Raw genomic sequence first — 13734 nt, forward strand, 5'->3', positions numbered from 1 at the left:
CAAACTAAATCTAAAAGGAATGAGCCCGTTAAAATACCGAGCTCATCATATTAATAATTAATTTAAATTCGTCTAACTTTTCGGGGGCACTTCATGGCGGGCGCCTTTGTTGTGCTTACAAGTTGCTATTGGTTTACTACTTTAGGGGTAATAAGCACGCCGGTAGTGTAGGGCCAGTTAATGGTTATGGTGTGTGCGGCTACGTCTATACTGCCGTTATAGGTTACCCCGCTATAGGTTATTTTAAGCGAATGGCTGCCCAGGCCCAGGAGCTTGTTTACAAAAACCCTGTCCTCTCCTGCCTGCCTGTCGGGTGCAGTTGCGCCGGCACAGCCCAGGGGCTGGCGTATATTTATCAGATCAAGGCTATAGTTGCGGTCGTTGCCCAGCACCGAACTGAATTGCATAGTGCCCCTTGAGCAAAAGCTGTTAACGGTTGCGGCATTAAAATTCACCAAAACACTATCGCCGGCGGGGTTGCGGTAGTAAATCAGCCCCAATTTAACATCGCCGGTTATAGGCACGTATTGTACGGTATCTGATGTACTGGTTGCAAGGTTAGTAAGCGTAGTACGGCCATCTGATTTGAACGGGATAACACTTGATATTACGTTCATGGTGATGCTGGCCGGGGTGCCGCCGTTTATTTTATTAGCGGTAACAACGTAAGTGCCCACCTTGCCAAATATGATGACAGCAACGTTTCCTTTTTGCCTGATATAAGAATTACCCTCCGGACTGACGGTCCATTTAAGCGAATCGGCAGCGCCGGCGCCGGTATAAAGCAGCGTGTCGCCCCCGTCGAAAGGGTAAACGGTAGTTTTAGATGTTTTAATTTCGGGTGAGCTATCGGGGCCAGACAAAGGTACTTTGTCGCAACCCTGGATAACTAAAACGGCCAACAATGCGGCGGTTAAAATAAGTGCTGAATTTTTCATGGTTTTTAAATTATAATGCTCTTTATTGCATCATCGTATCAATTTTTAAAAACGTTGGGTGGTGGTGTGATTTTTTCTTCCGGATGCTGTGGATGCATGTGTGGTGATATTTGAGGGTTGTTGCATAGGATGGGCTGTATGCTTAATTTGTAGATCCACCGCTCTTGGCCGCCGCGGATGCCGGTAGTTTGCATACGCCCCGTCACGTGATAACACTCCACTCTGCAACCATTACAAATTACGCCAACCCCACCAAATAAAATGGTGGCGCTACTTTGACACCACATTTTAAATTAAAATTTTTAACCGGGGGTGGGTACTGTTAACGCACCAATGAGTTCGCAATAAGTATGCGAAAAAGTGGGTGTTATGTGGAAACAAACGGTATACAAACCCCATACAAATGGCAACTCCGGGTGCATATCCGGCAACAAACGGATAGTTTTGAATATCAGCAGTTTGCCATAAAAATTGGGTCATTAACTTTCAAAAAAAGTCACCAAATTTTGCAAAAAAAATGGCCCCGGTTTTCCGGAGCCATTTTGATATTATTTATGTTGTTGATTTAGTCATTTATCGCTTTAACGCCGGGTAGCTCTTTGCCTTCCATATACTCCAACAGCGCGCCGCCGCCGGTTGATACATAGCTAACCTGCTTGGTCATGTTAAATTTAGACACTGCCGCTGCCGAGTCGCCGCCGCCTATCAGCGAGAAAGCGCCGCCTTGGGTGGCTTTAACTACCGCTTCGGCAACCGCTTTGGTACCTACCAAAAACTTCTCCATCTCAAAAACTCCCATCGGGCCGTTCCATAGTATAGTTTTCGACTCCTCAATAACCTCGCTGAAAAGCCTGGCAGTATCCGGGCCGATATCCAGACCCATCCAGCCATCAGGGATCTGGCCTGTTTTGGCTATGCCGGTGTTGGCGTTATTGTTAAAGTCGTCGGCAATAACGTTATCCACTGGTAAATAAAGCTTTACGCCTTTATCCTTAGCTTTTTGGATCAGGCTCAAGGCCAGTTCCTGCTTGTCCAGCTCAACTAATGAGGTACCTATGGTACCACCTTGTGCCTTAGCAAAAGTATAAGCCATACCCCCACCTATGATCAGGTTATCAACCTTATCCAATAGTTTCTCTATCAGCTGGATCTTGTCGGATACCTTCGAGCCGCCCATAATGGCGGTAAAAGGCTTCTCGGCATGGTTCAGGATCTTTTCGGCATTGGCCAGCTCGGCAGCCATAACATAGCCAAAGTACTTGGCGTCAGGGAAAAACTGGGCTATAATTGATGTTGAGGCATGTGCACGGTGTGCGGTGCCAAAGGCATCGTTTACATAAACATCGCCCAAAGCGGCTAATTTCTTAGCGAAAGCGGCATCGCCCTTCTCTTCTTCTTTATAAAAACGCAGGTTCTCTAACAGTAACACTTCGCCGCCTGACAGGGCTTTAGCTTTATCAATAGCTTCCTGGCCTATGCAATCGTTAGCAAACTCAACTTGCTGGCCCAACAGGTCAGACAAAGGCGCTATAACGTGCTTTAATGAATCTTTATCGTTAGGGCCATCCTTTGGCCTGCCCAGGTGCGACATCAGTATCACGGCGCCGCCGTCAGTCAGTATTTTTTTAATAGTTGGGATAGCCGCAGTTAAGCGATTATCATCAGTAACGTTACCATTCTCATCCAACGGAACGTTAAAATCAACGCGGATAAGGGCTTTCTTGCCTGTAAATTTTATTTGATCTATAGTTTTCATAGTTGCAGTGCGGTCTATTTAAAAGTCCGCCAAAATCAGCATTTAATTCTAAATTCCGAACGCAAAAATGAAAAAGATGTTTGTTTTGAGGTGAAAGCTGAAAGATGAAAGCTAAAAGGTAACCCTGGGTTAACATTTAACTTACAACTTGCTATACTTACCGGATCTTTAATAACAAAACATTATGAGGACCTGCCGGCGGCAGGTCAAATTCGGGCGATACGATCTCGAAACCGGCATTCTGGTAAAACTTAAGCGCATTTTTACGACCGTTGCACCATATGTAATTTGCTTTTTGCCCCAGCAAATGCACTATGGCGAAGTTAAGCAGGCGGGTACCTACGCCCTGGCTACGATACTTTTCTACAGTGGCTACGCCGCGCATCTGGTAACCATCGCCCTTAAACTGTTTATAGCTTTGCGGGTGAAAGGAAACTATGCTAACCAGTTCACCTTTTATATAATACCCTAAATGGAAGCTGCCAGCGGCATTATCGGTAGGGTAACGCATTTCGTTGGGTGTTAGCTTGCCTTCGCGCAATACGCCGTTGCGCAGTGGTAATGCCTCTTCAGCGGAGATAAATTTAATCATTTAACAGGTTTATTTTTTCGACCAAATCGGCCAGGCGGCTTGAGTAGCCCATTTCGTTATCATACCAGCCCACTACTTTAACTAACCCGCCTACTATAGAGGTTAATTGCGCATCAAAAACACAGCTATGGGTATTACCAACAATATCTTGTGATACAATTGGGTCCTCGGTATATTCCAATACGTTTTTCATACTACTTTGTGCCGCTTTTTTAAAGGCAAGATTTATCTCTTGTACGGAAGGTTGCGTTTTTAAGGTACACGTAAAATCGGTTAATGAACCATTCAAAACCGGCACACGGATACCCGCTCCACCCAGCCTACCTTCCAAATGCGGGAATATAGAAGTGATGGCCTTAGCCGCACCGGTAGTTGTAGGAATGATGGATGCCGATGCAGCCCGTGCACGGCGCAGGTCTTTATGCGGGGAATCATGCAGGCTTTGATCGCCGGTCATAGAGTGCACAGTGGTTATATAGCCATCAATAATGCCCCAGTTATCGTCCAGGATCTTCACCATTGCCGCAACGTTGTTAGTGGTACACGATGCATTTGACAGTACCGGCGAACTAAGATCAACCCCACCATCATTAACGCCTAAAACAACTGTAGGCACGCTTTTGTCCGTTGATGGTGCTGATATAATAACCTGCTTTGCTCCTGCTGTTAAGTGTTTTTCGGCACCTTGTTTTGAGGTAAATTTGCCTGTGGCTTCAATTACCAGGTCGATAGTTAATTCTTTCCAGGGTAAATGTCCGGGGTCGCGCTGTGCCAGTATTTTTATTTTTTTATTGTTGATGTAAAGATGTTCATCATCAAAAGTAACCGTACCTGCAAAGCCGTGGTGAACAGAATCATACTTAAATAAATGAGCAAGTGTGCGGGTATCTGTAAGATCATTTATGGCAATTACGTCGATACCAGGCTTAGCTAAAATGCTGCGCAAAAATATGCGGCCTATCCTGCCAAATCCGTTTATCGCTATCCTCATTATATTAACCTAAGTAGGCTGCAAAGGTAACAAAACAGGCAACTAAGCCTATATTTTAGAAATAAACAGACATTAAAATTAAAAAGGAAGTGTTTTTAACTTAAATAAACAGGTTACGCAAAGCAACACTTTCGCGGTCTTGCGAGCGGATAAGGAAAGTAATACCCCAGTTAAACAACATCGATAGTATAAATATGATGGCTATTAAAGCAAAGTTACCAATTTCGGCAAAAACCAGTGCCAGGCCTATTGATACGATATTAAGAGCAGCCAATATCATAGTAGTTTGTAAATGAGTATAGCCCAACCTTAATATCCGGTGATGTATATGGTTACGATCGGCACTAAAAGGTGATATACCACTCATTACACGGATAAAAAACACCCTTGTGGTATCAAAAATAGGGCCTATCAATATAGCTACCGTTAAAGCAGGCGCCGAAATAATTTGTGGTATGCCGGCTGTTTCGAATTTATTTAACTCAATTAATTTAATTGCCAGTACTACGGATATTAAACCAATAAATAATGAACCCGTATCGCCCATAAATATTTTGGCAGGGGTTATGTTAAATTTCAGAAATCCGATGATAGCACCTATTAAAGTTAATGAGATTACAGCAAGTGCATACTGATGAGTATAAATAAATACGGCAGCAAAAACACAGTTAGCTACAATACCTGTGATACCAGCTAAGCCATCAATACCGTCAATTAGGTTAAAAGCATTAACTACCATTATAATAACCAATATTGACAATGCCGAGCTGATTATAAACGGAAGATCGTATATACCAAACACGCCATACATACTGGTTAAGCGTATATCGCCTAAAACCACCAATATTAACGCAACAACAAATTGTACTAAAAATTTTGTGCTTGAATTAACGCCTGACAGATCATCTTTTAGCCCCATTATGAATAGAATTATACTGGCTGTAAGCAAATATCCGATGGAGAATGAGCTGTCTACTACACTAAAAATTAGCGTTGTAACTATAAAACTTACAAATATGGCAACGCCGCCTAAACGTGGTATGCCGTGGTCATGCTGTTTGCCGAAATGACCAATATCATCATATAAATGGCGGGCACGGGCAATATGTAAAATTGAGGGAATGGCAATTACTGAAATTAAAGCAGCAAAAGCAACAATACTTATATAGTAAATAAATTGATAATGGTCCAAAAATTCGGGCAAATAATTAAGCATTAAAGCATTATATATATCAACAACCAAATTAATTAACATGGGGTATTATTTTTATTCTTACAAACTTATTAACAGCGACTTAGCATGTTTCAAATATATTGAATATTACTTATAGGTTTAAAAAAAAATACATAATAACGCAAATTTTATTCTATTCTTTCTCATAACCTTATAATCATTGCCCAAGGCTTTAATCCGATTTAAATAATTTATTGCATTCATCACCTGTAAACATATTATCCGTGGTTTTATTTTAATATAAGTGGTTGCTTTATTTAGATGTATAAAACCAACGATTAACTCATAATCGGTGGCTGTTCCATATTGCAATCATACGTTTCCCACCCTTAATAACCTGTTACAATAAAAAAATTGGTGTGGTAGTACCCACACCGTGCCTGTACGCCACTACGTATAATATCTCCGTTTAAATTGAGATAGTTGTAAGTGGCTTAAAAGAACGTCCTTATTTTAATTTACGAATATAATGAAATATCGGTTAAAATTTCCTTATAAGCAAAAAAGTCGTCAGAGTTAAAAATTTTAATTATATATCCTGTAGCCAACCGCATACCTTGTTCATTATGTAGCTCAAAATGAGCCCCAGTCTTTACCGGTAGCATAATTATAAAAAGACATCGTTTGATTTAATTACAGGCCGGTAACCATATAAAATGGCGCGTGCATAGGCGAGCTGGTGAAAGTTTAACTAGGGGCTTGTTATAGGCTCTTAAGCAGTGCTTGCTACCGGTTCTGTCGCTACAAAAAATCTGCAGCCCTATTCTATTTATCAGGTAAACCCTGCCATAAAAATACGCGACCGCATTATCGGCCAATTTATTATTGGCTGTTGATCTCTTTCCAGAGCAGATCTTTCAAAACATCAATATTTTTCTGAGCGACTGATGATATAAATACCGATGGTATATCTGTTGGTACCTGCTGCTTCATTTCGGCCACCAGCTCATCATCCAGCATATCTGATTTTGTAACAGCTAATACACGGGGTTTGTGCATTAATTCGGGGTTGTATTCGTTCAGTTCCTTTAGTAAAATATCGTATTCTTCCTGTATAGTTCTCGTAGTATCAGCCGGCACCATAAACAGCAGCACGGCATTACGCTCAATATGCTTCAGGAAACGGATACCCAAACCTTTACCCTTTGATGCGCCTTCTATGATACCCGGGATATCCGCCATAACAAACGACCTGTTATTACGATACGCCACAATACCTAAATTAGGCACAAGGGTTGTAAATGCATAATCGGCAATCTCTGGCTTAGCTGCAGATACCACCGATAGCAAAGTTGATTTACCCGCATTGGGGAATCCTACCAACCCAACATCAGCTAAAATTTTAAGCTCTAATATGTTCCATACTTCCTGGCCTTCTTCGCCGGGTTGTGCAAAACGTGGCGTTTGGCGGGTTGCTGTTTTAAAATTAGCATTACCCAGGCCACCACGGCCGCCTTTGGTTAATATTTTAGTTTCGCCATCGGTGTTTATTTCGAATAAGATCTCGCCTGTTTCTGCATCACGCATTATCGTTCCTAACGGGACTTCGAGGATCTCATCGCGGCCGGTTTTACCGCTACTTAATGAACTGCTGCCCGGGTCGCCGTCGCCGGCAATTACGTGTTTACGGAATTTTAAGTGCAACAAGGTCCACAACTGCGCATTACCTTTTACAATAATATGCCCGCCGCGGCCACCATCTCCACCATCGGGCCCGCCCGTGGCCGTACGTATGTCACGATGTAAATGCGCCGAACCCGCACCACCCTTACCAGAGCGACAGCAAATTTTTACGTAATCAACAAAATTGGAACCTGACATAGAGAATGGTATTTAGCCCGAAGGTCGGGAAGTCAGTAAGTCCGAAAGTATATATTCAACCTTATCTTTCGGGCTCGCCGATTTCCGGTCTTTCGGACTGTTTAAACTAATAAGAAGCAATAACGCTGTCAATAGAGGCAAAAATCTCATCTATTGAACCTATTCCGTTTATGCTTTTAAATTTGTGTTGGTCTTTATAGAAACCGGCAACAGGCGCGGTTTTATCATTATATTCTTTTACGCGTTTACGAATAACCTCGGGATTTGCATCATCGGGGCGGCCGGAATCCTTGCCTCTTAATAATAAACGGTGCTCCAGCTCTATATCATTAACCTCTAAAGCAATCATGCCTGATATAGCCGATTTCTTGCTTTTTAATAAAGCATCTAACGCCTCGGCTTGTGCTACTGTGCGTGGGAACCCGTCGAAAATAAAACCTTTCGCATTTTTATTAGCGTCAAGTTTATTACTTATCATACCTATTACTACCGCATCCGGTACTAATAAACCCTCGTCCATTAGTTTTTTTGCTTCTAAACCAAGCTCGGTTCCCTGTGAAATTTCGCCGCGGAGCAAATCACCTGTTGACAGGTGTATCAGACCGTATTTTTCAATAAGTTTTTGTGATTGAGTACCTTTCCCAGCTCCCGGCGGGCCAAATAACACTAAGTTGAGCATCTGCGTTTTTCAAATTAAAAGCCTTCCGGTATCGTACTGAAAGGCTTAAATTATTATGTGCACTTGTAGGGATTCGAACCCCAAACCTTCTCATCCGTAGTGAGATGCTCTATCCAATTGAGCTACAAATGCATTATTCTGTTTTGAATATCCGCTTTTTTAACGGACTGCAAAAATAGGATTTCTTTTTAAAACCTGATAAAATATTTGAAAATTACTTTACTTTATCTGCAATTGCCGCAAAATCAGGCAAATCGCCGGCATTTTCTAACACCTCGGCATAGATAATGTTCTGTTCTTCATCTATCACAAAGGCGGCCCTTTTTGCAACACCCTTCATCCCGAAGGCAAATTCTGCATATAAAGCGCCATAAGCAGCTGATACTTCTTTATTAAAATCCGACAGCAGGTCGAACTGGTAATTATTCTCTTCTTTAAACTTTCCCAGCGTAAAAAGCGAATCGACAGATATCCCTAATATTGTAGCACCTAAGCCATCATAATAGCCAAAACTGTCGCGCATGGTGCAAAGCTGTGCGGTGCAAACACCTGTAAACGCTAAAGGGAAGAAATGGATGACCACTTTTCGCCCTTTAAAATCGGCTAATGAAACCTCCTTTTTGTCTGACGAAAATAAAGTGAACTGGGGTGCCGGCTGGCCTATAGTTAATACCATGTTGTGATTTTTTTTCTGCAAAGAAATAATAATAACCGATACAAAGCATAATCCTTAAGTAATTATTGGCGATGGCTTGCAATTTCAAATTATTATTATTTACTTTGCAACACAAAGTACTTTTATGATTAGATTCAGTACAACTTATTTTATGTTAACGGCCTGGCTATTTTTCATTGAGCTATTAATAGGCCGGTATTTACATGATGCCTTTATCAGGCCCTATGGCGGCGATTTTTTAGTAGTGATATTGATCTACTGCTTTGTTAAAACATTTATTAATACCCCTGCTATAAAAACCGCGCTTGGCGTGCTGATATTTGCTTACCTGGTTGAAGTATCGCAATACTTTCATTTGGTTAACCTGTTGGGCTGGCAAAACTCAAAAGTGGCCTGCTTATTAATGGGCACCTCGTTTTCATTTATAGATCTGTTGACCTATACGCTGGGTGTTCTTTTTATAATCGCCGCCGAAAAACTATTAAGTAATGAACTACCAGTTACAACATAAACTGCAACGGCGCATCCGTTTATATATCTGGGTGGTTATCGTCGGTTTATTCCTGAGCGGTGTTACGGCTTTCCCTATCGAAACTGAAGTGGCTATATTAATTAATCATCCACCAATTCAAAGCCCGGCAATGGCTGCCTGGCTTAACAAAGTTTACCAGGCCGTTTGTACTACCAATATTACTTACCCGTTTTTAGGTTATGGTACCGATTGGCTGGCGTTTGCCCACCTAATGCTTGCAGTATTATTTATAGGCCCGCTTAATAACCCGGTAAAAAACATCTGGGTAATTGAGTTTGGGCTGATAGCAAGTGTAGCCATATTCCCGCTGGCATTTATCGCCGGAGGCATCAGGGGCATCCCATTTTTCTGGACCATGATTGATTGCTCATTTGGGATAATTACCATCGCCCTATTATTACCCTGTTATAATAATATTAAAAAGTTAGGGGGTTTAGTATGAAGTATTTTGTAAAAGAAGATTCGGTAGTACGCAAGATATGGAGCAGCGCAGATACTACGCTGTTTATCTTCGCCGGTTCGGCAGCCGAGTTTGCCTTAAATAAAGCTGTCGATTGGCTGTATTTCACAGGAAAGTTGCCTGCTGATCCGTTGGGCAGGTTGTTTTCAACCGTAACTTACGCCCGGCAGATCATATTTGCAGAGGAGCACGCAGCACTGCATGCCATCGACAAAATTACAGCAATACATAAAGGTGTTGAAAATGCCCGCGGGGCACAGATACCCGATTGGGCCTATCGCGATGTTTTATTTATGCTGATAGACTACTCTATCCGATCGTTCGAGTTATTGGACCGCGAACTAACCCATGCCGAAAAAGTTGAGGTTTTTAATGTTTTCAACCGTGTGGGTTTGCGGATGGGGTTAACTGGCCTGCCAGCCAACTACATCCGATGGAAACAAATGCGCGAAGAGCATCTGCAGGATAACCTGGCGCAAAGCCCATGTACTGTTGACCTTTACAAGCAATACCGGAAACATCTGGGTTGGTTACGATATGAGTTGTTGATCAAAGTACAATTACTATTAACACCTGCTTTAGTAAGCAAACAACTTGTTCTGGGTAAACCCGGCTTGATAAAACCCATGCTTAAATGCTACCGTTTTTTAAGGCAGCTAAGAATAGAGTCGCCGTTTAGGAATGCTTTGTTGCCGGCAGAATATAAGGTGCAGAGAATGGGGATGGATATTCGATAGCAAAACATTACCGCAACATTTAAAGTTAATATACTGTTATATTAGGCCTTATGAAAGCAGTAGTAATAACCCACCCCGGCGCACCCGAAGTATTGCAACTAGCCGAGAGGCCGATACCACAATTTACTGCGGATGAAGTACTGGTAAAAGTTGCCGCAGCGGGCGTTAACCGCCCTGATGTTGCACAGCGCAAAGGGCACTATCCCCCACCCGCAGATGCGCCGCAGGATATCCCGGGATTGGAAATAGCCGGAGTGATCACTGACGTTGGCGCCAAAGTTACCCGCTTTAAGGTTGGCGATAAAGTTTGCGCCCTGGTTGTTGGCGGCGGTTATGCCGAATATTGTAATATACCCGAGGGACAATGCCTGCCTATCCCAGGTAACCTAACTTTTGTTGAAGCAGCATCGTTACCCGAAACCTTTTTTACGGTTTGGAGCAATGTGTTTGACCGTGCCCGGCTGCAACCCGGCGAAAGTTTACTAATCCACGGCGGCTCAAGTGGGATTGGCGTGACGGCTATACAAATGGCAAAGGCTTTGGGCAGCACAGTTTACGTCACCGCCGGATCGGCTAAGAAATGCAAATTTTGCGAGCACCTTGGCGCAGACAAGGCCATCAACTACAAAACCGAAGATTTTGTGGCGGTTTTAAAAGAACTCACTAAAAACAAGGGCGTTGATGTTATTTTAGACATGGTGGGCGGCGACTATACACCGCGCAACTTGCGGGTATTAGCAGATGATGGCCGCCTGGTGTTGATCAACATGATGGAAGGTAAAGATACGCAGATTGATCTGTCATTGATCCTGCGCAAGCGGCTTACCATAACCGGTTCAGCATTAAGGGCAAGGGATGTTGCTTTTAAGAGTGCCATAGCGGCAGCGCTGCAAAAAAATATCTGGCCGTTAATTGCGTCGGGGCAAATAAAACCGGTTGTTAATGCCGTATTTACGGCCGCTAAAGCTGCAGATGCACACGCGCTGATGGAAAGCAGCAACCATATTGGTAAAATAGTTTTAAATTTTGAGTGATAAACTTATTTGTACAACTCATTAAATATTAACTATTTATATTTAATAAATCGGTTTTTATAAAACATCCTGCTGTAAGTAATAGTTTACATCTCTTTCATTAAAAAAAAGCCTGAAAAAATCTTACTTTAAGTATTTTAATATTGTATTATAAACCTTAACTTTGCGCCCTGAAATAGCGCGAAAAGGTTTCAAACTATTTTAACAAAGTATATTTTAAAAAATACCCGGTTATATATGCCCAACATTGGAAAAATATCACGGATCATCGGTCCGGTAGTCGACGTTAGTTTTGCAGAGAATGCACATCTTCCTAAAATTTACAGCGCGTTAGAGATCACTAAAGAAAACGGCCAAAAGGTTGTTTTAGAGGTTCAACAACACTTAGGCGAAGACCGCGTACGTGCGGTTGCCATGGATTCAACAGATGGTTTATTACGTGGTATGCCCGTTTTAGACTTAGAATCGGCAATTAAGATGCCGGTTGGTGAAGCCATTAAAGGACGTGTATTTAACGTGGTTGGTGATGCTATTGATGGTATCCCTAACTTAGACAAAACCAATGGCCGCCCAATACACGCTGCCCCTCCACGTTTCGAAGATCTTTCGACCGAGTCTGAAATATTATTTACCGGTATTAAAGTTATTGACTTATTAGAGCCTTATGTAAAGGGTGGTAAAATTGGATTGTTTGGTGGTGCCGGTGTAGGTAAAACCGTATTGATCCAGGAGCTGATCAACAACATCGCGAAAGCATATGATGGTTTATCAGTTTTTGCCGGTGTGGGTGAGCGTACACGTGAAGGTAATGACCTTTTGCGTGAGATGTTAGAATCGGGCATTATAAAATATGGTGATGCATTTATGCATTCAATGGAAGAAGGTGGTTGGGATCTGACTAAGATCGACAACGAAGCTTTAAAAGAATCAAAAGCAACCTTCGTTTTCGGACAAATGAACGAGCCTCCTGGTGCACGTGCGCGTGTGGCACTATCTGGTTTAACCATGGCAGAGTATTTCCGTGATGGTGATGCAGACGGCAAGGGCCGTGATATATTATTCTTCGTTGATAACATCTTCCGCTTTACACAAGCCGGATCAGAAGTATCAGCGTTATTAGGCCGTATGCCTTCGGCAGTAGGTTACCAGCCAACTTTGGCAACAGAGATGGGTACCATGCAGGAGCGTATTACTTCAACCAAACGTGGTTCAATTACATCAGTACAAGCGGTATACGTACCTGCGGATGATTTAACTGACCCTGCACCGGCAACAACATTTGCCCACTTAGATGCTACAACTGTATTGTCACGTAAAATTGCCGAGCTTGGTATCTACCCTGCGGTGGATCCTTTGGATTCAACTTCACGTATCCTTAGCCCGTCTATCTTAGGTGATGAGCATTACAACACTGCTCAACGCGTTAAAGAAACTTTACAACGTTATAAAGAGTTACAGGATATCATCGCCATCTTAGGTATGGACGAGCTATCTGAAGAAGATAAATTAGTTGTATCCCGTGCACGTCGTGTTCAGCGTTTCTTGTCTCAGCCATTCTTTGTTGCAGAGCAGTTTACCGGTTTACAAGGTGTGTTGGTTGATATTAAAGATACTATTAAAGGCTTTAACATGATCATGGATGGCGAAGTAGATCAATATCCTGAAGCAGCATTTAACTTAGTTGGCAGCATAGAAGACGCTATCGAAAAAGGTAAAAAATTATTAGAAGAAGCAAACGCTTAAGTTTGTTGCAAGTTATAGGTTGTAAGTTGAAAGATTTATAACCTATAACCTACAACTTACAACATACAACTTAACAAATGACATTAGAAATTCTTACTCCCGATAAAAAAGTGTTTGAAGGCGAGGCTACCTCGGTAACCCTTCCGGGCACTTTGGGCTCTTTCGAGATATTAAACCATCACGCCCCTATTATCTCTACTTTGCAGGATGGTAAATTAGTGGTGCGCGCCGGTGGTAAAGAAGAAACTTTTATTATTAAAGGTGGCGTGGTTGAAGCATTAAACAATGTAGTAACTGTTTTAGCCGAAGGCATAGAGCAACGCTAATTTTTTTAAGATACTTTTAAAAAGAGCCTGGATTTTATCCGGGCTCTTTTGTTTTAGGATATTTCCGTCCGGTGTAGAGACGCAAGCATTGGCTCTACGTTCAATCTGTCGTTTTTTCTATCATCCCACTCTAATTTTCCATCCCATTTCACCGACACTTATACGGCGTTCACCGAGTAAAACAGGCATTGTGTCGTTTACACACCATTTGGCTG

General features: G+C 42.3%; 14 protein-coding genes and 1 tRNA gene. 6 read left to right on the top strand and 9 right to left on the bottom strand.

Annotated elements, in window-relative coordinates; all coding sequences use genetic code 11:
* Positions 1 to 125: 125 nt before the first annotated feature.
* The 9 genes from ABIB50_RS26445 to ABIB50_RS26485 form a co-directional block, all read right to left on the bottom strand.
* Complete coding sequence (locus tag ABIB50_RS26445; protein WP_429385038.1) at positions 126 to 938, bottom strand: hypothetical protein; 813 nt, start codon at positions 936 to 938, stop codon at positions 126 to 128.
* Positions 939 to 1503: 565 nt separating this feature from the next.
* On the bottom strand, positions 1504 to 2694 hold the full coding sequence (locus ABIB50_RS26450; protein WP_429385039.1) for a phosphoglycerate kinase: 1191 nt from the start codon (positions 2692 to 2694) through the stop codon (positions 1504 to 1506).
* Between the two features lie 157 nt (positions 2695 to 2851).
* Positions 2852 to 3286 carry a GNAT family N-acetyltransferase gene (locus ABIB50_RS26455; protein ID WP_429385041.1) on the bottom strand — a complete coding sequence of 145 codons (435 nt, stop codon included), beginning with the start codon at positions 3284 to 3286 and terminating at the stop codon, positions 2852 to 2854.
* Complete coding sequence (gene gap, locus ABIB50_RS26460; protein ID WP_429385043.1) at positions 3279 to 4277, bottom strand: type I glyceraldehyde-3-phosphate dehydrogenase; 999 nt, start codon at positions 4275 to 4277, stop codon at positions 3279 to 3281. Before gap ends, ABIB50_RS26455 begins: the two co-directional genes overlap by 8 nt.
* Before the next feature lie 100 nt (positions 4278 to 4377).
* Positions 4378 to 5532, bottom strand: coding sequence for an MraY family glycosyltransferase (locus ABIB50_RS26465; protein WP_429385046.1), 1155 nt, complete (start codon positions 5530 to 5532; stop codon positions 4378 to 4380).
* Positions 5533 to 6333: 801 nt separating this feature from the next.
* Positions 6334 to 7332: a GTPase ObgE gene (gene obgE, locus ABIB50_RS26470; RefSeq protein ID WP_429385048.1), complete on the bottom strand. Its 999-nt coding sequence runs from the start codon at positions 7330 to 7332 to the stop codon at positions 6334 to 6336.
* A 106-nt stretch (positions 7333 to 7438) separates the two neighbouring features.
* A complete protein-coding gene (locus ABIB50_RS26475) occupies positions 7439 to 8011 on the bottom strand; it encodes an adenylate kinase (protein WP_429385051.1) in 573 nt (190 codons plus the stop codon).
* A gap of 58 nt (positions 8012 to 8069) precedes the next feature.
* Positions 8070 to 8143, bottom strand: a tRNA-Arg gene (locus ABIB50_RS26480).
* A gap of 82 nt (positions 8144 to 8225) precedes the next feature.
* A complete protein-coding gene (locus ABIB50_RS26485) occupies positions 8226 to 8687 on the bottom strand; it encodes a redoxin domain-containing protein (protein WP_429385053.1) in 462 nt (153 codons plus the stop codon).
* Positions 8688 to 8811: 124 nt separating this feature from the next.
* Here ABIB50_RS26485 and ABIB50_RS26490 point away from each other — a divergent pair, with 124 nt between their 5' ends.
* From ABIB50_RS26490 to atpC, 6 genes are all read left to right on the top strand, one after another.
* The gene (locus tag ABIB50_RS26490; RefSeq protein ID WP_429385056.1) at positions 8812 to 9198 is read left to right on the top strand and encodes a DUF2809 domain-containing protein; all 387 of its coding nucleotides are present in this window, start codon (positions 8812 to 8814) and stop codon (positions 9196 to 9198) included.
* A complete protein-coding gene (locus tag ABIB50_RS26495; protein ID WP_429385058.1) occupies positions 9176 to 9661 on the top strand; it encodes a hypothetical protein in 486 nt (161 codons plus the stop codon). The genes ABIB50_RS26490 and ABIB50_RS26495 overlap by 23 nt, the downstream gene beginning before the upstream one ends.
* Entirely contained in the window at positions 9658 to 10416 is a 759-nt protein-coding gene (locus ABIB50_RS26500) for an oxygenase MpaB family protein (protein WP_429385061.1), read from the top strand. The genes ABIB50_RS26495 and ABIB50_RS26500 overlap by 4 nt, the downstream gene beginning before the upstream one ends.
* Positions 10417 to 10466: 50 nt before the next feature.
* Positions 10467 to 11450, top strand: coding sequence for an NAD(P)H-quinone oxidoreductase (locus ABIB50_RS26505; protein ID WP_429385064.1), 984 nt, complete (start codon positions 10467 to 10469; stop codon positions 11448 to 11450).
* A 237-nt stretch (positions 11451 to 11687) separates the two neighbouring features.
* Entirely contained in the window at positions 11688 to 13193 is a 1506-nt protein-coding gene (gene atpD, locus ABIB50_RS26510) for a F0F1 ATP synthase subunit beta (protein ID WP_429385066.1), read from the top strand.
* 77 nt (positions 13194 to 13270) lie between these two features.
* Entirely contained in the window at positions 13271 to 13519 is a 249-nt protein-coding gene (gene atpC, locus ABIB50_RS26515) for an ATP synthase F1 subunit epsilon (protein WP_429385068.1), read from the top strand.
* Positions 13520 to 13734: the final 215 nt, after the last annotated feature.

The sequence above is a fragment of the Mucilaginibacter sp. UYCu711 genome (assembly GCF_050433825.1).
In the GTDB taxonomy this organism is placed as follows: Bacteria; Bacteroidota; Bacteroidia; order Sphingobacteriales; family Sphingobacteriaceae; genus Mucilaginibacter.